General features: G+C 45.0%; 19 protein-coding genes. 10 read left to right on the top strand and 9 right to left on the bottom strand.

Annotated features, from left to right (window positions below; translation table 11 throughout):
• Positions 1-31: 31 nt before the first annotated feature.
• Complete coding sequence (sltY, locus tag F0232_RS10380) at positions 32-1981, bottom strand: murein transglycosylase (RefSeq protein ID WP_105058961.1); 1950 nt, start codon at positions 1979-1981, stop codon at positions 32-34.
• Positions 1982-2244: 263 nt separating this feature from the next.
• Here sltY and ettA point away from each other — a divergent pair, with 263 nt between their 5' ends.
• The 3 genes from ettA (at position 2245) to F0232_RS10365 (ending at position 5452) form a co-directional block, all read left to right on the top strand.
• On the top strand, positions 2245-3912 hold the full coding sequence (ettA, locus tag F0232_RS10375) for an energy-dependent translational throttle protein EttA (RefSeq protein WP_171750765.1): 1668 nt from the start codon (positions 2245-2247) through the stop codon (positions 3910-3912).
• 90 nt (positions 3913-4002) lie between these two features.
• Positions 4003-4371, top strand: a complete 369-nt coding sequence (locus F0232_RS10370; RefSeq protein ID WP_116870042.1) for a PilZ domain-containing protein — start codon at positions 4003-4005, stop codon at positions 4369-4371.
• A 49-nt stretch (positions 4372-4420) separates the two neighbouring features.
• Positions 4421-5452 carry a M23 family metallopeptidase gene (locus F0232_RS10365; protein ID WP_171731849.1) on the top strand — a complete coding sequence of 344 codons (1032 nt, stop codon included), beginning with the start codon at positions 4421-4423 and terminating at the stop codon, positions 5450-5452.
• 129 nt (positions 5453-5581) lie between these two features.
• Here F0232_RS10365 and tyrA read toward each other — a convergent pair whose 3' ends face one another.
• The 4 genes from tyrA to F0232_RS10345 form a co-directional block, all read right to left on the bottom strand.
• The gene (gene tyrA, locus F0232_RS10360; RefSeq protein WP_171731850.1) at positions 5582-6709 is read right to left on the bottom strand and encodes a bifunctional chorismate mutase/prephenate dehydrogenase; all 1128 of its coding nucleotides are present in this window, start codon (positions 6707-6709) and stop codon (positions 5582-5584) included.
• A gap of 101 nt (positions 6710-6810) precedes the next feature.
• Positions 6811-7884 (bottom strand): 3-deoxy-7-phosphoheptulonate synthase, encoded by a 1074-nt coding sequence (locus tag F0232_RS10355; protein WP_171731851.1) that lies wholly within the window; start codon positions 7882-7884, stop codon positions 6811-6813.
• Positions 7885-8130: 246 nt separating this feature from the next.
• Positions 8131-9120: a beta-N-acetylhexosaminidase gene (gene nagZ / locus F0232_RS10350; protein WP_171731852.1), complete on the bottom strand. Its 990-nt coding sequence runs from the start codon at positions 9118-9120 to the stop codon at positions 8131-8133.
• Between the two features lie 11 nt (positions 9121-9131).
• Positions 9132-9980 (bottom strand): MurR/RpiR family transcriptional regulator, encoded by an 849-nt coding sequence (locus F0232_RS10345; protein ID WP_171731853.1) that lies wholly within the window; start codon positions 9978-9980, stop codon positions 9132-9134.
• A 239-nt stretch (positions 9981-10219) separates the two neighbouring features.
• Between F0232_RS10345 and F0232_RS10340 the strand changes: the two genes are divergently transcribed.
• From F0232_RS10340 to murQ, 4 genes are read left to right on the top strand one after another with little or no spacing between them, the layout of a single operon-like run.
• Entirely contained in the window at positions 10220-11818 is a 1599-nt protein-coding gene (locus F0232_RS10340; protein ID WP_171731854.1) for a sodium:solute symporter, read from the top strand.
• Positions 11815-12684, top strand: a complete 870-nt coding sequence (locus F0232_RS10335) for a BadF/BadG/BcrA/BcrD ATPase family protein (protein ID WP_171731855.1) — start codon at positions 11815-11817, stop codon at positions 12682-12684. The genes F0232_RS10340 and F0232_RS10335 overlap by 4 nt, the downstream gene beginning before the upstream one ends.
• Before the next feature lie 10 nt (positions 12685-12694).
• Positions 12695-13807, top strand: coding sequence for an anhydro-N-acetylmuramic acid kinase (locus tag F0232_RS10330; protein WP_171731856.1), 1113 nt, complete (start codon positions 12695-12697; stop codon positions 13805-13807).
• Between the two features lie 31 nt (positions 13808-13838).
• Positions 13839-14759, top strand: coding sequence for an N-acetylmuramic acid 6-phosphate etherase (gene murQ, locus F0232_RS10325; RefSeq protein WP_004739508.1), 921 nt, complete (start codon positions 13839-13841; stop codon positions 14757-14759).
• 125 nt (positions 14760-14884) lie between these two features.
• Here the strand turns inward: murQ and F0232_RS10320 are convergent, their stop codons facing one another.
• Positions 14885-15235: a DUF2799 domain-containing protein gene (locus F0232_RS10320; RefSeq protein ID WP_061033334.1), complete on the bottom strand. Its 351-nt coding sequence runs from the start codon at positions 15233-15235 to the stop codon at positions 14885-14887.
• A gap of 333 nt (positions 15236-15568) precedes the next feature.
• On the opposite strand from F0232_RS10320, the gene F0232_RS10315 reads away from it, so the two are divergent.
• From F0232_RS10315 to btsR, 3 genes are all read left to right on the top strand, one after another.
• The gene (locus F0232_RS10315) at positions 15569-17056 is read left to right on the top strand and encodes a carbon starvation protein A (protein WP_061033335.1); all 1488 of its coding nucleotides are present in this window, start codon (positions 15569-15571) and stop codon (positions 17054-17056) included.
• 264 nt (positions 17057-17320) lie between these two features.
• Positions 17321-18991 carry a sensor histidine kinase gene (locus F0232_RS10310; protein ID WP_171731857.1) on the top strand — a complete coding sequence of 557 codons (1671 nt, stop codon included), beginning with the start codon at positions 17321-17323 and terminating at the stop codon, positions 18989-18991.
• Between the two features lie 102 nt (positions 18992-19093).
• The gene (btsR, locus tag F0232_RS10305) at positions 19094-19825 is read left to right on the top strand and encodes a two-component system response regulator BtsR (protein WP_116870034.1); all 732 of its coding nucleotides are present in this window, start codon (positions 19094-19096) and stop codon (positions 19823-19825) included.
• Positions 19826-19929: 104 nt separating this feature from the next.
• On the opposite strand, the gene ispH is transcribed toward btsR, so the two are convergent.
• The 3 genes from ispH to lspA all read right to left on the bottom strand — a co-directional run bounded on the left by ispH (position 19930) and on the right by lspA (position 22094).
• Positions 19930-20886 carry a 4-hydroxy-3-methylbut-2-enyl diphosphate reductase gene (gene ispH / locus F0232_RS10300; RefSeq protein ID WP_171731860.1) on the bottom strand — a complete coding sequence of 319 codons (957 nt, stop codon included), beginning with the start codon at positions 20884-20886 and terminating at the stop codon, positions 19930-19932.
• A gap of 116 nt (positions 20887-21002) precedes the next feature.
• Positions 21003-21434, bottom strand: coding sequence for an FKBP-type peptidyl-prolyl cis-trans isomerase (fkpB, locus tag F0232_RS10295; RefSeq protein WP_004739519.1), 432 nt, complete (start codon positions 21432-21434; stop codon positions 21003-21005).
• A 159-nt stretch (positions 21435-21593) separates the two neighbouring features.
• Positions 21594-22094 carry a signal peptidase II gene (gene lspA, locus F0232_RS10290; protein ID WP_004739521.1) on the bottom strand — a complete coding sequence of 167 codons (501 nt, stop codon included), beginning with the start codon at positions 22092-22094 and terminating at the stop codon, positions 21594-21596.
• Positions 22095-22190: the final 96 nt, after the last annotated feature.

Below are 22190 nucleotides of genomic sequence, written 5' to 3'. Positions count from 1 at the left end.
ATTGTCACTCAGTTTCAGGCCTTATCGACCACTAGTATTTAGCTTTCACCTCATGGGGAGCCAAAAACTCGCCCTGCTCACCCAAGATGTCTCGATAGTAAGTCTCAAACATTAAGATGTTCTGAACGTAACCGCGTGTCTCTTTGAATGGAATCATCTCAATAAAAGCGAAGGCATCAAGCTTTTCGTCACTGCGAGAACGCCACTGTTTAACACGGCTTGGACCTGCATTGTAGGCAGCAAAAGCAAAGATACGGTTGTTGTCATATTGAGAGAGCAAACCATCTAAGTAGTGGCTGCCAATTTCGATATTCTTGCCGACATCGTAAAGATCATCGCTACCCTTGTACTTAATCTTGTGTTTGTTCGCGGTGTATTGCGCTGTCTTTGGCATAATTTGCATGACACCACGTGCACCAACTGGAGAACGAGCTTCTGAATCCATCGCGCTCTCTTGTCTTGCTAGAGACATCAAGGTGATTGGATCAATATCATGCTTCTCCGCGTAGAAGTTAAACCACCACTTATGAGCAACCGGAAAACGCAGCGCAATGTTATCCCACATTTTCGCTGAAATACTCGCAATCACAGTGAAGTGATTCCAACGCTGTGTCGCAGCGTAAGCGGCAAGCATCTCTTTTTGCTCTTTATCTGCATTGGTCAGTAGCCAGCGCCATTCACTTTTAGCGGCGGCAATTTTATCGCGAGTAATCAGTTCATCGATACGAATCAGCGAAGTACTAAAAGGCTTCACTGTTTCAGCATTATACTTGAGCGTTGATGTAGGGTACTGAATAGGCTTACCTAACTGCTTAGCCGCCGCAACACTGTAGAAATTACGCTTGCCTAAAATATCAGACAGACGTTGGTTGCCCTTTTCGGTATCTCCAGTTGCTATTTCAGCCCTGCCTAACCAGTATTGCCAACGCAATGAAGCTTGGTGCTTGTCGTCTAAGAGGGCAATCCACTCTTTCAATCCAGCCCAATCGGCATGCTGAATAGCCAAACGGGCACGACGTTCCAATAAGACTTGTTTCGACGAACTCGCCAACATCTCGTCTCGCCACTCCATCAACTCTTCAGAATCGGTATTGATTAAACGGAAAGTCAGGTAATCAGCGAGCTCTTGAGATTTCTCTTTAGAAAACTTCTGGGCCTTGATGACATCATCAAATATTTCCTGGGCACTGCTAGCCGATTTTCTTGCGAGCTTCTTAAAAGCAAACTCCGTTTGAGCTTGATAAAACTCATTGGCTGGATACTTCTTCGCGAATGTGAGCACGTTTTCAGGCTTGTTGTATAACGCCTTCATCTGCTTAGCTTGAGCAATTGACTCATCATGATCCAATTGCTTGATCAGATAGCTCATCAGCTTACCGTTACGCCCATCAAACGCTAACAGCATACGCTCTAAAATCAGCTCATCAGTTCTTAAGCCAGCTTGATCCCAACTCTTAAATAGCGGGTCGCAAGCGTCATCAACACCATCGCCGCTCAACCAAAGCTGCTTCGCCCCTTTAAAAGCCAGTTCTTGATTACCTTGCTCATAATTCGCTCGGTAATAAATGCATTGGTACTTTTCGCCCACTGGCTCTTTAGTTTGAAACTCAAGGATGGTTTGCCACTGTTTTCTAGAAGCCAGCATATCTAAATATGGTGCTCGCATACGATTAGAAAATGGCAAGGCTTTGTTCTCTTCAATAAACGCATCCACTTCAGCCGGAGTACGATCACCAAGACCGATAAGAAAAGCACGATAATCGGTGTAAGGCGTGAGAGGGTATGTTTGAATTTTGCTGCGCAGTTCTGAGTAAGCTTTTAGATCACGGTTGTCTAAAACCTCTTGCGCTCTATCATAAACATCACGCTGCATTTCTAGCTCTGAGGCATTGCTAGCCATAGCCACTGGAGCTAGTGAAAATGAAGACAAGATTGCCGATGCAGCCACAGCAACCTTCGTATTACCAATTCGGAAAAACATTCGCTCTTTCCTTAGTGCGTGTATGAATACGTGAAATCTATTTACGCCCGACATCACATAAAATGTAAAGGAATTGAGTGTAAATATTATTAATATTTAACACTTCATCTAAGAAGCATATTAAATATAGTTTTAATAACCAATGTGACAATAGTAAGTAAGGATTCGTTCAAGAATGGCTTTTCTTTCCAAGGAGTAACATCTTTAGGGATATTGGTATAAAATAGCTAACAATTTTGAACAATAATTAGGATCGATCGGCAATGGCTGAATACGTATATACCATGTCTCGGGTGAGCAAAACTGTTCCACCTAAGCGTCAAATTCTTAAAGACATTTCTCTTAGCTTTTTTCCTGGCGCTAAAATCGGTGTTTTGGGTCTAAATGGTTCAGGTAAATCTACCCTACTACGTATCATGGCTGGTATTGATACTGATATCGATGGCGAAGCTCGTGCACAACAAGGCCTGAACGTAGGTTACCTACCTCAAGAGCCGATACTTGACGAATCAAAAACGGTTCGCGAAATCGTAGAAGAAGCGGTTTCTGATGTTGCTGACGCACTGAAACGTATCGACGCAGTTTACGCGGCTTACGCTGAACCAGATGCAGATTTCGATGCACTAGCAAAAGAGCAAGGCGAACTAGAAGCGCTTATCCAAGCAAAAGACGGTCACAACCTAGAAGCTGCTCTAGAGCGCGCTGCAGACGCACTTCGTCTTCCTGAGTGGGACGCTAAGATTGAACACCTTTCTGGTGGTGAGCGTCGTCGTGTTGCTATCTGTCGTCTACTTCTAGAGAAGCCAGACATGCTGCTTCTTGACGAACCAACGAACCACCTGGATGCAGAATCAGTTGCATGGCTTGAGCACTTCCTAGTGGACTACAGCGGTACTGTTGTGGCGATTACCCACGACCGTTACTTCCTAGATAACGCTGCTGGTTGGATTCTAGAGCTTGACCGTGGTGAAGGTATCCCATGGCAAGGTAACTACACGTCTTGGCTAGAGCAAAAAGATGAGCGTCTGAAGCAAGAGAAAGCTGGTGAAAGCGCACGTCAAAAGACCATCGAGAAAGAACTTGAGTGGGTTCGTCAAAACCCTAAAGGTCGTCAAGCTAAGTCTAAAGCTCGTATGGCTCGTTTTGAAGAACTGACGACTGGCCAATACCAGAAGCGTAACGAAACCAACGAACTGTTCATCCCGCCAGGTGAGCGCCTAGGTGACAAAGTTCTTGAAGTTAAGAACCTAACTAAGTCATACGGTGACCGCGTTCTTATCGATGACCTATCGTTCAGCATGCCTAAGGGTGCAATCGTGGGTATCGTAGGTGCCAACGGTGCGGGTAAATCAACACTATTCAAGATGCTAAGCGGCGCAGAGCAACCAGACTCAGGTACGGTTGAACTGGGTGAAACAGTTAAGCTTGCTTCTGTTGATCAGTTCCGTGACAGCATGGACGACACTAAGACAGTATTCCAAGAGATCTCTGAAGGCGCTGATATCATCAAGATCAACAACTTCGAAATCCCAGCACGTGCATACTGCTCTCGTTTCAACTTCAAAGGCAACGACCAACAGAAGATCATCGGTGAGCTTTCTGGTGGTGAACGTAACCGTGTTCACTTAGCTAAGCTACTAAAAGCGGGCGGTAACGTACTGCTACTCGATGAGCCGACCAACGACCTAGACGTTGAAACGCTACGTGCTCTTGAAGAAGCACTGCTTGAGTTCCCTGGCTGTGCAATGGTTATCTCGCACGACCGTTGGTTCCTAGACCGTATTGCGACCCATATCTTAGACTACCGTGATGAAGGTCAAGTTAACTTCTACGAAGGTAACTATACTGAGTACACAGAGTGGCTGAAGAAGACTCTGGGCGCACAAGCGGCAGAACCACACCGCATCAAGTACAAACGTATTGCTAAGTAAATAAGCTTGTATTTTGAACAAAGGCCGCGATAATAGCGGCCTTTGATATATCTGGCTTACGTATTACGTATCGATATAGAGAGAATACTTATGATTGAAAGACGTCAATTTTCACGAGTTGTTTATCAAGTTCCGACTGAAATCTCACAAGAACACATAAATGCATCAGGCTCAGTGCAAGACTTGTCTCTCCATGGTTTACTCATTCAGTGCGATGAATTACAACGATTCAGCCAAGATACCCCTGTTCACGTTAGCTTTAAGCTGGCCAACAGCGATATCAATATTCAATTAGAAGCAACGATAGTCTCTACCATCAATACCTCAATGCGTTTACGCATAGAGCATTTAGATATTGATAGTATCAGCCACCTTAAGCGCCTTGTTGAGCTTAACGTTGGTGACGATGAACTGCTTTATAGAGAGATTGAACACCTTACCGACTTAGGTAAGGAATAGTGTCTCCATTACCCTTTTTCTATTAGAAGCATTTAGTTAATACAGAACCATGTCTAAAAAAGTTTCCATTACTATTCCCTCAAGTCAGGGGGAACAGACGTTTTACTTCGGTCGAAAAGCCGTACTCTTATGCATGACGTCCCTGCTCTCAGTACCAATATTGATTGGTGGCGCTACCTACATGCACCTTGAGAGTAAAAACAAGCTGGCTACACAAGCCGGTGATGCACAACAGTTAATTGAAACTCTGATTGTTGAAAAAGAACAGACCGAGTTTTTATATGCGGAACAGGTTGAAACCAACCATAACCTATCTCAAGCATTGACTGAGAAAGAAGGCACGATTCAGTTACTGGGTAAGCGTGTATTCGATGTGGAGTCCGTTCTTGGCCTGGCTGATGAAGAATTACACACCGATGAGGTTTCATTAGAAGACCGTATTGATGCTGCGGCAGTCGATTCCGCGGTAAGAGCTACCATGTTCCGCTTAATTCCTAATGATAGCCCGATGGCATATCAACGTATCTCGTCTTCTTACGGTCGCCGTACAAACCCAATTACAGGCAAACGTCACAACCATACTGGTATCGACCTTACTTGTAAGCGCGGCGAAGATATCTTAGCGCCAGCGGACGGTGTGATTGAAACGGTTCGTCCAAGCAAGAAAGGCTTCGGTAACTTTATCACTATGCGCCACTCTTTCGGCTTCATGAGCTCTTACGCGCATCTGCAAAAATTCAAAGTTCGCAGCGGTCAGTTTGTCAGTAAAGGTGATGTGATTGCGAGCTGTGGGAACTCAGGTAACTCAACTGGGCCACATCTACATTATGAAGTACGCTTCCTTGGTCGCTCATTGAATCCTCAATACTTGATGGATTGGACACCAGAAAACTTCAATTACGTGTTTGAGAAAGAGAAAAAGGTGAAATGGGGCCCACTCGTTCAGCTGATTGATAACGTGGTTCGCTTGCAGATCAACCTAACTAACGTACCTTACATCAGTTCAACTATCGACACGGTATCCAGCGATGATAACCGAGTATCGAACGAGAATAACAAAGAGCCTATCGTGACTAACTAGGTTTGTTCGTTTGGCCCATGATGATCAAAATGCATTTCGCCTACTATAGGCCAGATGCAATATCGGCATTTAACACAAACAAAAAGAGCGACCAAATGGTCGCTCTTTTTTATTTTTCAAACCACACTATTAACCGCGATGAATCGAGTCATGTGCTTGTTTTAACAGGCTTTGACTCTCTTGCAAGAATTGCTGTGAGTAGTCACCAAACCAATCACTCACCTGGTTAAAGCTCTCAACGAACTTGGCTTTGTCTTTTCCGTCTAAGATCTCGAGTGCTTCACCAAAACAACGGTGGAAGCGTCGAATCATCTCAATGTTTTCATCTGAAGATAGGATGATGTCACCGTACAAGTTCGGGTCTTGAGCAAATAGACGACCAACCATCGCAATCTCTAGACGGTAGATTGGAGAGCTAAGCTTCAGAAGTTGGTCGATATTCGGGTTCTCTTTGCTTAGGTGTAGACCGTAAGCAAAAGAGGTAAAGTGGCGAAGCGCTTGAATCAGAGTCATGCCGTGGTCATGCTCAGCAGCATCCATCTGACATAGGCTCGCACCCCAGATACTAAATTGCTCCAGTAGCCATTGGTAGCTTTCAGAACCGCGCCCATCACTGTAAACAATCACCTGTTTCGCTAGGCTTGGTACATCAGGACCAAACATAGGGTGAAGACCAACAACAGGGCCTTGGTGCATGTTCATCATTGCTTGCAGCGGCTTTGATTTAATCGATGTTAAATCACAAAGAATACAATCACTTGGCAGGTTACCAAGTTTCGCAATCACACCTTCCGTTAAGTGAATTGGAACGGTTACAACCACAAGACCAACGTTATCTAGGATTTCATCGGCTTTATCCCAATCTTGACTACCAAGGACTTTCACTTCGTAGCCAGAAAGCTTAAACATACGGCCAAATAAGCCACCCAGCTGACCATTACCACCAACGATAACCACTGAACGTAATTCTGGGTTAAGACACTTAAAACCAGAGTCTTTTTCGCTGGCATAAGATTCACGCATAGTTCGACGCAAAATATCTTCGATGAGCTGTGGTGGAACCCCTATTTTTTCTGCTTCTTGACGACGAGACGCCAACATTGCCGCTTCACGCTCCGGCACATAAATAGGTAATCCATGTTCACTTTTCACTTCACCAACTTTCTCAACAAGAGCAAGTCGCTGAGCCAGTAAATCCAGCATCTGTTTATCGACAGCATCAATTTGGTCGCGTAATTCGTTCAGTTCAACGGCCATTTTATTCCTTACTAATCTATAAGCCCGTACCAACGCCGATTTCGTTAGCAACAGATCTTAAAATGCCCCATTAGATGAGGCACTAAACTTTTAAACTCTGACTAACCTTTCAAACGGTTCTCTAAGAACGGGACTAGTTCCGTATGTGCATGTTTCAATAGTGCCTCAGTTGTGTCCCAATTGATACACGCGTCGGTAATTGAAACGCCGTATTTCATCTCATTGAGAGGTATATCAGAAGATTGATTTCCTTCGTTGATATGGCTTTCAATCATAAGGCCGATGATCGACTTGTTACCTTCACGGATTTGGTGAATCGCATCTTCGGCAACCAGAGGCTGGCGACGGAAATCTTTGCGAGAGTTAGCATGGCTACAGTCAATCATCAGTGCTGCTTCTAAACCTGATTTACCAAGCTCTTGCTCACATTCGTGTACGGATACTGAATCGTAGTTTGTTTGCTTACCGCCACGTAAAATAACATGACCGTTTGGGTTACCTTGAGTAGTTAATAGTGCAACTTGACCTTCACGGCTGATACCCATGAAACGGTGACTAGAAGAAGCTGCCTGCATCGCATTGATTGCTGTGCCTAGGTTGCCATCTGTACCGTTTTTGAAACCAATAGGCATTGAAAGACCACTTGCCATTTCACGGTGCGTTTGTGATTCCGTTGTACGTGCGCCGATCGCCGCCCAGCTGAATGTATCTGCTAGGTATTGCGGGCTGATTGGGTCTAGTGCTTCTGTTGCCAGTGGAATTTCCATCTCAGCAAGTTCAACCAATAGTTCACGACCTACATGCAAACCATGCTCAATATCGAAAGTACCATCTAGATGAGGGTCGTTGATTAAACCTTTCCAGCCCACCGTAGTACGAGGCTTTTCAAAGTAAACACGCATAACAATATACAGTTGATCACTAAGTTGCGCAGATAAAGCTTTTAGGCGTTTCGCGTACTCTTTTGCCGCTTCAACATCATGGATAGAACACGGGCCACATACAACCAGCATGCGGTGATCTTTCTTATGGATGATGTTTGCGATAGTTTGACGAGACTCTTGAATGAAACGACGAGCATTATCACTCAAAGGCAGTTTTGCTTTTAACTCCTCAGGAGTAATCAGTACCTGTTCGTCGATAATATTGACATTGCTTAATTCACTTTTCTGCATAACTCAACCTGTATATTTATTTTTACACCCAACATTTCCATTTGGGTTAACAATCTTTAAAAACACAATAACAGCTACAAAAACGATTGCAAGCGTAAACAATAAAAAACATTTAGTGTAAATATTAATTTACACGTGAGTTTTGAGTCGTTTTAATTAGATTACTAGCTTAAACCACAGTCAATACAAACAAAAAAGGCGATATTTCTCATATCGCCTTCTTTAAATTTGTAGAGTGTTTATTTATCACTCATCGTTTAGCATTCGCTTAATCTGCTCTGAAGCCTCTTTCCATCGGGTATCAGAGTGAAGAGTCGGCAAATCAAAGCTGTGTTTTTTAAGCAATGAGTTGGCTAAAGGCACCTCTTGAATCGCTAAGTGATCAAGAGCCTCAATTTGTGCATCTCGTTTATTACACATCAACACCATGTCACAGCCCGCACTCAAGGCTGCTTTTGCTCTGTCGGCTGGTCCGCCCATGATCGCAGCGCCTTCCATCGTTAAATCATCAGAGAAGATCAGACCTTTAAAGCCCAGTTTTTGTCTCAATACTTTCTGTAACCAATATTGAGAGCCACTTGCTGGTTGGTCATCATAATGAGAGAAAACCACGTGTGCAGGCATCATCGCATCTAATAATCCCGCTTCAATTTGCGCCTTAAAGGTCGCCATATCGGTTTCAAAGATATCGTCTCGAGGGTCGTAAGGCGTTTCTAGATGCGAATCGGCTATCACACCACCATGACCAGGGAAGTGCTTTCCAGTTGTCGCCATACCAACCGACTTCATGCCTTTGATGAATGCACTACTGTGACGAACGATGGTATCGATATCTTCACCAAATGCTCGGTTGCCAATCGCTTTGCATTGATGACCTTTATCTAATACTGGTGCAAAACTTAGATCGATATCGTGAGCAATCAGCTCCGCTGCCATCAACCAACCAGCTTGTTCAGCTAATTGTTCACCATTCTTTTGAGTCGCGAACTCTTGAGCAGCAGGGATAATAGAAAAGCCATCGCGGAAACGCTGTACTCGTCCTCCTTCTTGGTCAACACCAATTAAAATAGGACGCTTAGCCGCTTTGCGAATCTCTTTATTTAAAGCCGATAGCTGCTTGCTATCGTGGTAGTTTCTAGCAAATAAAATGAGACCACCAACGGTTGGGTGCTCTAAAATTTCTTTGTCTTCCGCAGTCAGTTCGTAGCCTGCAACATCAACCCACAACGGTCCCATAATATGTCCTTCTATTGCTTAAATTCCGCTACCGCAGATTTACTTTGTTCGATTAATTGGTCGGCTTGCTCTTCTTGCTGAGTTAACGCAATGAACAACAAGTCAGTAATATAAAGTTGGCTATCACGTGCTGTGATAGAGGAACTACGAATATGATTCTCGTCAGCCGCCGAAATGAGTTTGATGTCAGCATATTTGTCCAAAGCCGAGGGAGATAACTGGCTAATCACAATCACTTTGGCCTTCTTCGATCTCGCTAGCTGAGCCACCTTTACGACTTCTCTGGTTTTTCCTGAATAGGAAATCGCTACCAACACATCATTTTCAGTAAGCGATGCCGCGTTGGCAATCTGAATATGAGCATCTGGCTCAGCATGAACCGCATGACCGATTTTCATCAGCTTATAAGCGAAATCTTTCGCAACTAGAGATGATGCTCCGACACCTGAAATTTGGATTCTATTAGCAAGGTGCAGTAAGTCAGCGGCATTACTCAGCTGTTCGCCCTCATTTAATAACACGGTACGTTCAAGCGATTGTGTTTTGCTTGCAAGAAGTTTTTCCATCACGGTATCTGGCGAATCTTTTCTAGTGATGGTGCCGTGTATCCCTCGCTGGGAAACGGGCTGATAACTCATATCACTCTGATAGAGTTTCACCTTCATTTCAGAAAAGCCTTTATAACCGATCTTCTGACTAAACTTGACGATCGTTGACTGGCTCACACCTACCGCTTTCGCTAATTCAGGGGAAGAGAGCTGCTTGACCTGCTGCGGGTGATCCAATACATATCGTGCCACCAGCGAATCCGATGGAGAGAGCTTTGGTAATAACGCTTTTACTTTAGCAATGCCTTTCACTCTAATCCTCTCCTCTTTCAACTGTCATCATCATAACGAGTTTTGCCTTTCCATTGGAATAATTATTCCTTTCCACCTTCTCATTTGGAATAGCTCACACCACCTTATGGGAGCATCATCAAAGAAAACCTCTGGTCACTATTCCACCAAGGAATAGGTTTTGAAACTCATTATTCAAACTGTCATTCTGAAAAAATAATAATAAACACCTTCTTATCTATTCATGCTATGGAGCTGCTATGAATTCACTATTTACTTCGCTGGATTGGGCGGTATTTGCGATTTACTTCGTTGTTATCGCCTTCACAGGTTGGCATTTCAGCCGAACCAAAATCACGAGTACCAAGGACTATTTTTTAGGCGGTAACTCAATGCCAATGTGGGTGGTGGCTATCTCAGTACTCGCAACCTCACAGTCAGCAGCGACGTTTTTAGGTGGACCAGAATCGAGCTACCGTGGCGACCTCACTTACCTAGCGACTAATATTGGCGGTATTCTGGGCGCTATTTTTGTCGCTCTAATTCTGATTCCTCGCTTCTATCAAAACAAAGTTTCAACAGTATATGAGCTACTGAAAGTGCGTTTTGGCGAGAAAACTAAGCAGCGTGCTGGTGTGATGTATTTGGTTGGTCGTGTGTTTGCTTCTGGTGCTCGTCTATATATGGCGGCTATCGCAGTATCTATGATTCTATTTACCAATATTGACCCAAGCAGCGTTATCACTTCCGTGGTGATTTTGGTCACCGTTGGCCTCGCTTACACCTACATGGGCGGTATCCGCTCGGTTATCTGGAGTGACCTGATCCAACTTGTGGTGTACGTCGGTGCAGCTATTGCAGTCATTATCTACTTACTAGGTCAGATCCCGGCAGATTTCAGCCAAATAGCACAAGTGCTTGCCAACCCTGGTGAAGGTCAATCTTCGAAGCTGACCTTGCTCGATTTCACTCTTGATTTAACACCTGCTGGTACTTTCAGCTTCTGGGCATGTATTACTGGTTTTGTACTGCTGAACATTGGTGCGTTTGGTCTTGATCAAGACATGACCCAGCGAGTTCTAACCTGCAAAGATGCCAAGCAAGGTTCTAAGGCGATGATCAACTCAATCATCTTCTCTATCCCTGTTGTGTTGGTTTTCATGTCGATTGGCCTGCTTCTGTATGTTTTCTATCAACGACCTGACCTGATGGGCGTCGAAGGTAAAGATGTCGTGCAGAGCTTTAATGGTGAGAACGTGACGATTTTCATGTACTACGTGCTCAATGAAATGCCAGCAGGCCTTCGAGGCTTAGTGACCGTTGGTGTGGTTGCCGCTGCGCTTTCAACCCTAAACTCAGGCTTGAATTCAATGTCTTCTGTTGCGATTCAAGATATCTACAAACCATGGTTAGAAGCTCGTAAAGGCGAACAAGATGACTTCCATTATGTAAAAGCGGGTCGCTTCGGTATGGCCGCTGCTGCGCTGGCCTTAGGTAGCATGGGTATCTTGTGTTACTACTGGCAGCAATACACCGACATGCCATTATTGTCGTTCGCTTTGAGTGTAATGGTGTTTGCTTACACTGGGTTATTGGGGGTCTACTTCACAGCGATTTTCACCGAACGTGGCAATGAAACATCAGTAGCTTTAGCGCTTGTCGCCGGCTTCTTAACTACGTTACTGATGCAAGCTTATGTTTGGGATAGCGTAATGGGTATGATTAATACTGATTGGGTGGGTGTTCGATTGGCCTTCCCGTATCAACTGTGTGTAGGTACCTTTGTGTCATTGATCGTCTGTCTATCAGGCAAGAAGCAGCCTCAAGAAGCAAACAAACTACAAACAGTTAGCCAATGATTACTCATACTCTAGCCGTCGATGGTGGCGGCACAAAAACCGCAATGAGACTCAAGCGAATTTCGCCGACACCGAGCGTAATTAAAGAGCGTACTTTGGCCGCAACGTCATTGACCTTATACGGTGAAACAGCTATCACTCAACTGACTCATTACATTGAAGAAATGCTGAGTGTGAATCAGATAAGTCCGAAACAGTGTTATATTGTGGTCGGTGTTGCTGGCGCAGGTAATGCTCAACTAAAAGCGAAATTACAACTGGCACTGTCCCATTTCCCAAACCTGTATGTGACGAGCGATGCTGAAGCCTCGGTCGTTGGTGCAAATAGAGGGGAAGGCGTAAACTGTATTGCCATTGGCACTGGTTCTGTTGCGATTCAATTAGACAACCAATACGTGACCCATCAATTTGGCGGTTGGGGTTTCCCCATTGGCGATCAGGGTGGTGGCGCTTGGCTTGGTTTTAAAGCGGTTCAGCAAACACTTGTCGAGTTTGACGCTCAACGTTGCTCGTTAACGAGTCAACTAGTCATGAAGAAAACAGGCAATGTCCGCAGTGCGATTCTAAAATGGACTCGCTCAGCCAACGCAACCGATTATGCTCAACTTGCAAAAGAGCTTGTCGAGTTAGAACCGTGTTGTCCGACGGCAAAAAACATCGTTGAGCAAGGTATTCAAGAAATTGATCTGCTTGCACGAACATGCTCAGACAACAACTCACTACCGATCATGTTCTTAGGCAGCTTAGGCGCTTTCTATCGTGACAAACTGCCACAAGCGCTACAAGATCGCAGCTTAGAGGTTCAAGGTAATGCTTTAGATGGCGCAGAAATCATCGCACATCAAAAGCTTCGCCCGCTTAATTAAGGAAATGACCATGAAGTCAGAGTTATACATTGGCGTGATGTCAGGCACCAGCATGGACGGCGTTGATACGGCACTGGTGTCGATAGAAGACAACCGGATCACACTGCTTGCTCATGATGAGTTTCCAATGCCAAAGGAACTCAAAACACGCTTGCTTAATGTATGTATCGGTCAGCAAACTGACTTGATTGCCATTGGTGAGCTCGACCACCAGCTTGGCCACCTATTTGCTGATGCCGTTCTACAGCTTCTCGCCAAGTCAGAGACTCCAGCATCAACTGTCACCGCAATTGGCAATCATGGTCAAACGGTATTCCACCAACCAACAGGCGACTCTCCCTTTACCATGCAGTTAGGCGATGCCAACATTATTGCTGCTAAAACCGAGATTCAAACCGTCGCAGATTTCAGACGTAAAGACATGGCGCTTGGTGGACAAGGTGCACCACTGGTCCCCGCTTTTCACCATACTATTTTTCAACCGCAAGAAAGCTCAGTTGTTGTGCTGAACATTGGTGGCATATCGAATATTTCAGTACTGCGCCCGAATCAACCAACACTTGGTTATGATACTGGCCCAGGCAATATGTTAATGGACGCTTGGGTAGATAAACACACGGGTGAAAAATTTGACCGCGACGCTCAGTTCGCACTTCAAGGTCAAGTTAATCAAGCCTTATTAAAACAACTGCTGGAAGCGTCTTATTTATCTCAAACACCGCCGAAAAGTACCGGTAGAGAGCTATTCAATCTGCCTTGGTTAGAGCAACAATTAACAGAATTTAATGACATCTCAGCACAAGATGTCCAACGCACACTTTGCGAATACACGGCTTTGACGATAGCCAATGAAGTCGAGGCTTACCGCTTAGGTAACGCTCCAGCATTGTATGTATGTGGTGGTGGGGTTAGAAACCCATTATTGATGAAGAGGCTTTCTGAGCTTCTACCAAGCTGGGAGGTTGCCTCAACCACCAGCAAAGGTGTAGACGCTGACTATATGGAAGCGATGGCTTTTGCTTGGCTTGCTCAACGTCATGTCCATCAACTACCGAGTAATTTACCAGAAGTGACTGGTGCAAGTAGATCTGCCTCTCTAGGCGTTCTATACAGTGCTAACTAAACCATTTTAGAACCATCATTTAAGGATCATTATGAGTAACGACGCTCTCATATCAGCGCTCTCGCACCTCGTTTCGGAGGGGAGAAACCCTGACACTATGGATATTGATCTACTCACTTCTCTTGAAGTGGTCGAAAAGATTAACCAACAAGACAAACAAGTCCCACTGGCGATCGAAGCTGAACTGCCGCAAATAGCTAAGGCCGTTGATAAAATCGCTCACGCCTTTCAAAACGGAGGGCGACTGATTTACATGGGTGCTGGCACCAGTGGTCGATTGGGCGTTTTAGATGCCTCAGAGTGCCCGCCCACATTTGGCGTTTCAGACAAAATGGTTATCGGCCTTATCGCCGGCGGACCAGAAGCCATTTTGAAAGCCAAAGAAGGGGCTGAAGATTCGCTAACGTTAGGTATTGATGATCTGAAAGCGATTCAATTTTCAGAAAAGGATGTTGTGGTTGGCATTGCGGCAAGCGGGCGTACGCCTTACGTGATTGGCGCACTCAACTACGCCAATCAAATCGGTGCGGTGACGGTTGCTCTGTCTTGTAATCCAGATTCGCCAATTGCTGATATTGCTCAGATCGCGATAAGCCCAGTGGTTGGCCCAGAGGCACTAACGGGGTCAACAAGGCTGAAATCCGGTACAGCGCAAAAACTGGTTCTTAATATGCTGACCACAGCGAGCATGATTCGTATTGGTAAGAGCTACCAGAACCTGATGGTCGACGTAAAAGCGACTAACGAAAAGCTAGTAGCCCGGGCCGCTCGTATCGTTATTCAAGCAACCGAATGTGATAAAGCGTTGGCAGTGTCGACACTTAAAACTACCGATTATGACGTTAAGCTAGCGATTTTAATGATTCTGACCGGGCTTGATTTGCAGGCGGCGAAGGCTCAGCTTGACCAGCAGAACGGCTTTTTAAGAAAAGCGGTCGAGAATAATCAGTAAATGTCGGATTAATCTTCAATACTGACGAAAGCGTGATACAAAAAACCAGTACACATAAGGTACTGGTTTTTTTCAATTTAAGCTTAATGATTCCGTTTAAGAGGTGTGAGTAATCACGAGCGAAGTTAGTGGTCGTTTGAAAACTCATCCCAGCCACGTTGCCACTCCATACGGAAACGCTGGGCATCTTCGGTACCAGAACAAACACCTTCATACACCTGACCAGATAGACCAATCTGGTATGCGTGGTTAGGGTTACAATATTCAGTCACACCAATTTGGTAACCTTCGTTGTAACTTGCTTGGTCAACCGCGCCCAATTTTGCCATCTCTGAATAGGAACGTTGAGTGTTGCCTTTAATACCATCGCGGTAGCCAATCTCTTGCCAGTTGCCTTCTGCCGCTAAATCTTGAACATTGGCGCTGCATCCTGCAAGGCTAAATGCTACGGCGAATAGTGCTATTATCTTTTTCATTTCAATCCTTTATATTTCCCTAGCCACTTCTAAATGAAGCTTTGCCTCTGTTGGTGATTCTCCGCTGAACGGGAGCTGATGTCCACTCATCTCTGTTATCTGCCGTTGATCTTTATTACGCGCCGTTTAATGCTCACTATCGACCACTTAACAGAAGCACGATACTTCTCAACACTTCTACCCCACCACTCAACAAAGGTCACAAACCACTAAACCGGTTATAACACCACTTAATTAGCTATTCGACCACTCACTCCAGTAGCGGAAGTTTCTTTCCATACACTCCTCTAATATACACCCTGACTTAATTAATACATTCAGGGATAACAAATTATGATGTGGTTTCTTACCTGTGTCGCAGCACTCATTGGTGGCTACTTTATTTACGGTACCTTTATCGAGAAGATTTTTGGTATCAATGAAAAGCGTCAAACACCTGCTCACACTAAGCAAGACGGCGTGGACTACGTTCCAATGTCGACTCCAAAGGTTTACCTAGTTCAACTGCTAAACATTGCAGGTGTAGGTCCAATCTTCGGCCCTATCATGGGTGCCCTATACGGCCCAGCAGCAATGCTATGGATCGTACTAGGTTGTATCTTCGCAGGTGCAGTACACGACTACTTCTCAGGTATGTTATCTATCCGTAATGGCGGTGCTTCGGTTCCAACCATCACTGGACGTTACCTAGGCAATGGCGCAAAACACTTTATGAATATCTTTGCCATTGTTCTACTGCTTCTAGTTGGTGTGGTATTCGTTTCTGCTCCAGCAGGCATGATCACTAACCTAGTGAACGACCAAACTGATTTCGCGATGTCTGCAACAACTATGGTTGTTGTTATCTTTGCTTACTACATCATCGCAACGATTGTCCCTGTCGATAAAATCATTGGTCGCTTCTACCCACTGTTCGGTGCTCTGCTTATCTTCATGTCAGTTGGCCTTATCACTGCGATTGGCTTCTCTGATGAACACCAAATCATGGGTGGTTTTGAAATCAGCGACATGTTCACCAACATGAACCCGAACGACCTACCACTATGGCCTGCTCTATTCATCACTATCGCTTGTGGTGCAATCTCTGGCTTCCACGCAACTCAGTCACCTCTGATGGCGCGTTGTATGGAAAACGAGAAGAACGGTCGCTTCGTATTCTACGGTGCAATGATTGGTGAAGGCATCATCGCTCTTATCTGGTGTGCACTTGCACTATCGTTCTTCGGTTCAGTTGAGTCTCTATCTGAAGCGGTAGCAAACGGCGGTCCAGGTAACGTTGTATACAGCGCTTCATTTGGCCTACTAGGTGTATTCGGCGGTATCCTTGCTTTCCTAGGCGTGGTTATCCTACCAATCACATCTGGTGACACTGCATTCCGCTCAAGCCGTCTTATCCTTGCTGAATACTTCAACATGGAACAGAAGACACTGCGTAACCGCCTACTGATGGCTCTACCACTGTTCGTTATCGGTGGCATCCTGACTCAAGTAGACTTCGGTATCATTTGGCGCTACTTCGGTTTCGCTAACCAATCAACAGCAGTAATGATGTTGTGGACAGCTTCAGCTTACCTACTACGTCACAACAAACTGCACTGGGTAACGACGGTTCCAGCTATCTTCATGACGTCTGTGTGTATCACATTCATCCTGAACAACAGCCAACTTGGTTTCGGCCTACCAATGCAAATCTCAACTATCGTTGGTGTGATTAGTGCGCTGGGTGTTGCGGCTTACGTAATCAAGATTTCTAAAGGCAAAGGCGAAACAGACCTTGCTGATGAAGAAAAAGAAGCAAAAGGTGAAACTAAAACAGCCTAGTTCTTTAAACTCTTTGTAAAAGACCAGTCTTCATAGAAAGACAAGAACAGCCAAACACAACTTCGCTTGTTCCGGCAATCACTCAGTGATTCATGGATATTAAGACTAAAGCCCATCCCCTGTGATGGGCTTTATTGTCTGTACTGGTTAGCAACAAGACAGTGTGAGCGCTAATCGCTCGATATAAGCCTAACAAACACAAGCAAAACTACCCTTACCACACAATGAGCTTTACACTTAACAAGCGTCTCAATAGGTGAAAATATGGAACTCATTCTCTCTCTGCTTCAACAAACCTGTGTCTACTTAGTGATCGCTTACATGCTAAGTAAAACCCCACTGATTCTCCCTTTGTTGAGCATCTCTTCACGCTTGAGCCACAAGATCAGCTGTTACGTTCTGTTCTCTCTGTTCTGTATTATGGGCACCTATTTCGGCCTACAGATCAATGATGCGATCGCCAACACACGTGCGATGGGCGCAGTCATGGGCGGTTTGTTTGGTGGTCCTGTAGTTGGCTTTGCGGTGGGCTTTACTGGCGGGATACATCGCTATTCATTAGGTGGTTTTACGGACTTAGCTTGTGCTATCTCAACGACAGCAGAGGGCCTGATTGGTGGCTTGCTGCATGTGTACTTAGTCAGAAAAAACAAAGCCAGCCAATTGTTTAATCCGATGGTAGTGTTTTCTGTGACGTTATTTGCAGAGATCATTCAGATGTTGATTCTGCTTGCGGTCGCCAAACCGTTTGAACAATCTTATGCGCTGGTTTCCGACATTGCAGCACCGATGATCATTGCCAACTCCGTGGGTGCAGCACTGTTCATGAGTATCATCCAAGACCGTAAAACCATCTTTGAGAAATACTCAGCGACCTTCTCGCGCCGCGCATTGACCATTGCTGAGCGTTCGGTGGGTATTCTTCATGGTGGTTTCACGTCTGATAACGCGCAGAAAATCGTGCGTATTATCTACGAAGAGACCAACGTAGGCGCTGTGGCAATCACTGACCGAGAAAAAATTCTCGCTTTCGTTGGCATTGGCGATGAGCACCATATCCCTAACACTCCTATTTCATCGCAAAGCACACTGACTTCGATGGAACAGAACGACATCATCTACCTGGATGGTAAAGAGAACCCATACCAATGCTCTCTCTCACAGGATTGTAAGCTGGGGTCAGCGTTGATTATCCCACTGCGTGCTGGTAACGAAGTCGTCGGCACCATTAAACTGTATGAGCCCAAACTGAAGCTGTTTTCAACCATCAACATGTCGATGGCTGAAGGTATTGCTCAGCTGTTATCGAGTCAAATCCTGTTCAGCAACTATCAGCAACAGCAAACCCTGCTCACTCAAGCTGAAATCAAACTGCTGCACGCACAGGTCAACCCGCACTTCTTGTTTAATGCACTCAATACCATCAGTGCCGTAACACGTCGTGATCCAGATAAAGCACGTGAGCTCATTCAGCATCTGTCTCACTTCTTCAGAAGCAACCTCAAACAGAATATTAATACCGTTAAGCTTAAAGACGAGCTCGCGCACGTTAATGCGTACCTGACGATCGAAAAGGCGCGCTTTACTGACCGCTTAGAAATTGAATGGGATATAGACCCACAATTGTTTGAATCACAATTGCCAAGCTTTACCCTGCAACCTCTGGTTGAAAATGCCATTAAACATGGGATTTCAAATATGCTGGAAGGCGGCAAAGTGAAGATCTATAGCGAAGCTTTCCAAGGTGGATTTAGACTGATCGTCGAAGACAATGCTGGTAACTACCAGAAGCCATCTCAAGATCATGTAGGATTAGGGATGGAAATTGTTGATAAACGACTCACTAATTTCTTTGGACAAGATTCAGCACTAAAAATAGAATCTCAACCACAGCAATTTACTCGAATGAGCTTTATCATACCTATACTAAAATAATGGTGTTTCGTAGGTAATCGCTTCTCATTAGCGACATTTAGAAGCAGGCATAAAAAAGATAAGCGGAATAAGCAGGGACAGAACAAAAATGAAGATTGCAGGATGTTAAAAGCACTCGTTATCGATGATGAGCTTTTTGCTCGCGAAGAGCTGATTGAGTTACTGACTGAAACGGGAGAAGTGGAAGTCATCGGTCAAGCAAGCAACGCGATCGAAGGACTTAAGCAGATCAACCTTCTTAAACCCGACGTGGTGTATCTGGATATTCAGATGCCTCAAGTTACAGGTATTGAGCTGTTGAGTATGCTTGACCCAGAGACAATGCCTTACGTGGTGTTTGTGACCGCTTACGATCAATATGCGATTCAAGCCTTTGAAGACAACGCCTTTGATTACCTGCTTAAGCCTGTTGAGCCCTGCCGACTCAATAAAAGTGTTTCTCGACTGAATAAAGTCGTCAAGCAGAACCAAAAAGCACCAGAGCAAGATGTCGCTTCAATTGCTCCTTCACGCTTAGAACAGATTCCGTGTATTGGTCACAACCGTATTGTGATCATGGCGAGCCAAAGTGTCGAGTGCGCCTATTCTGATATCAGCGGCGTGCATGTTCGCTGTTCATCGCAAACGGCCACTTCACAGCTGACGCTAAAGATCTTGGAAGAGAAGACCGATTTGATCCGCTGTCACCGACAATACTTGATCAACATAAAATCGATCCAAGAGATCAAATTGCTAGAGAATGGATTAGCGGAGATCGTCACGCTTACTGGCTTTGAAGTGCCTGTGAGTCGTCGCTATCTCAAGACACTAAAAGAACAACTCGGTATCCAATAGCTTATCAAAGCGCACGATCAAAAAAGCCAACGTATCAACGTTGGCTTTTTACTGCTTGCGAATCGACGGTATGACGAATCGTTAATGTCACAAATCGATAGAGATTAATCGACTTGTTTAATCTGTAGCTCTTTTGGTACTTCGAAGAACATATTCTCTTCACGACCTTGAATCTCTTCAACGTCAGTAGCACCAAGCTCGCGAATTCGATCTAAGATTTGATTTACTAGCTCTTCAGGAGCAGATGCACCAGCCGTTACACCGATTTTCTTCTTGCCTTCAACCCATTCTGTTTGAATGTCTTCAGGGCAATCCGTTAGGTAACCAGGTGTGCCTAGTTTTTCAGCCAGCTCTTTCAAGCGTGTTGAGTTCGATGAGTTCTTAGAACCAACCACAATCACAACGTCAACGTCGTTTGCCATCTCACGAACAGCGTCTTGACGGTTTTGAGTCGCGTAACAGATGTCGTCTTTACGAGGGCCTTGAATCTCAGGGAATACACGACGTAGCTCTTCGATTACATCAGCGGTTTCATCAACAGAGAGCGTCGTTTGGCTCACGTAGTGCAGGTTAGTTGGATCGTTCACCACTAGGTTTTGCACGTCCTCTGGTCTCTCAACCAAGTACATGCCACCCGTTTGGCTCGCGTATTGACCCATAGTACCTTCAACTTCAGGGTGACCTGCGTGACCAATCAGTACCACTTCCATATGTTTACGGCTCGCACGAGCAACCTCCATATGTACTTTAGTTACCAAAGGACACGTTGCATCGAATACCGTTAGCTCGCGCTCTTTCGCTTCTTTACGAACCGCTTGAGACACGCCGTGAGCAGAGAAGATCACGATGTTATCGTCTGGCACTTCGCTAAGTTCTTCGACAAAAATAGCACCGCGTTGTTTTAGCCCCTCAACAACAAAGCGGTTGTGTACCACTTCATGACGAACGTAGATCGGTGGCTGATACATTTCGAGTGCGCGCTCGACAATGCTGATCGCACGATCAACACCGGCACAAAAGCCACGAGGGTTAGCTAACATTATTTTCATTTCATTGCTCATCATTTACCGCGGTACTAAGGTTGTTTCTATAGAGTTCGCCGTCGGCGAGGCTCGCATTCTACAGTGAAGCGCCTAGACAGTGAAGCTCTGGGTGACATCACAGCTGTAAGGTGATGTTAGTCGACAGCTAAGATATTGACGTCAAACGTAACATCTTGGCCTGCAAGTGGGTGATTAAAATCAACCGTCACTGAATCGCCAGCGATCTCAGTGATAATACCTGGGATTTCCATGCCGTCTGGACCAGAAAATGCCATGATAGTGCCCACTTCAACCTCAGAGTCGCCAACAAATTTAGCACGGTCCATGTGATGGATATGATCTGGATTCGGCATACCAAATGCATCTTCCGCTTTCAGGTCGATAGACTTTTCAGTACCGGCTTCAAGCCCAAGTAAGCACGCTTCAAAGTTCTCGCTTAGGCTACCATCGCCCATCACGAACTTCGCCGGTTTGCCCATATTTTCGGTGCTATCGGCAACTGAACCATCCTTCATTTTAATCGTAAAATGTAGGGTTACTGCTGAATCATTTTTAATTGCTGCCACGTTACTTTCCTTAGACTTCTTTATTATTTGAGGATGCATTTTGCTTTGCTCCCTTGTTGACTGAAGCATAAAAAAAAGCGCCACCGGAATCAACCGACAGCGCTTAGGGCTATTCTATTCTGTGAGTCATAGACTGACTTTAGAGCATCTATTTAAAAGCTATTTGCTTTCGTCTTTCTTGCGGAAACCATCTAGGATGATCATCGCGGCACCAATACAAATACCCATATCGGCTAAGTTGAATGCTGGCCAGTGGTAAGTGCCCCAGTAGAAATCTAAGTAATCGACAACAAAGCCGTGTACAACACGGTCAAATACATTACCGACTGCACCACCTATGATGATGGCATAAGCGATGTTGTTCCACTTTTCTGTCGCTGGTAGCTTGCTCATCCAGTATGTCAGCATGCCCGTTACAGCAAAGGCAATACCTGTAAATAACCAACGCTGCCAACCACTTTGATCACTCAAGAAGCTGAATGCAGCACCGTAGTTATGAACGTACAAAAAGTTAAAGAACGGCAACACCTCAATACGGTTTGCCCAGCCATAACCCATGTTGTCCATGACAAAGAGTTTGATGCCGATGTCTGCAAGAAAAACCAGCAGAGCTAACCATAACCAACGTACACCAGATTGTTTTAACGAAACTTCACTCATTTCTATTCCTAGTATTTACGAAGCGATTCCTCATTCACACACTCGGTTTGAGTCGCCATGAAGAATCAGCTTGGTTAAACACATTTCCTATAACTA

Origin of the sequence: Vibrio sp. T3Y01 (assembly GCF_013114525.1) — a bacterium.
GTDB lineage: Bacteria > Pseudomonadota > Gammaproteobacteria > Enterobacterales > Vibrionaceae > Vibrio > Vibrio chagasii_B.
The sequence above is the reverse complement of the archived record's forward strand: the minus strand, read 5'-3'. Positions and strand labels throughout refer to the sequence as shown.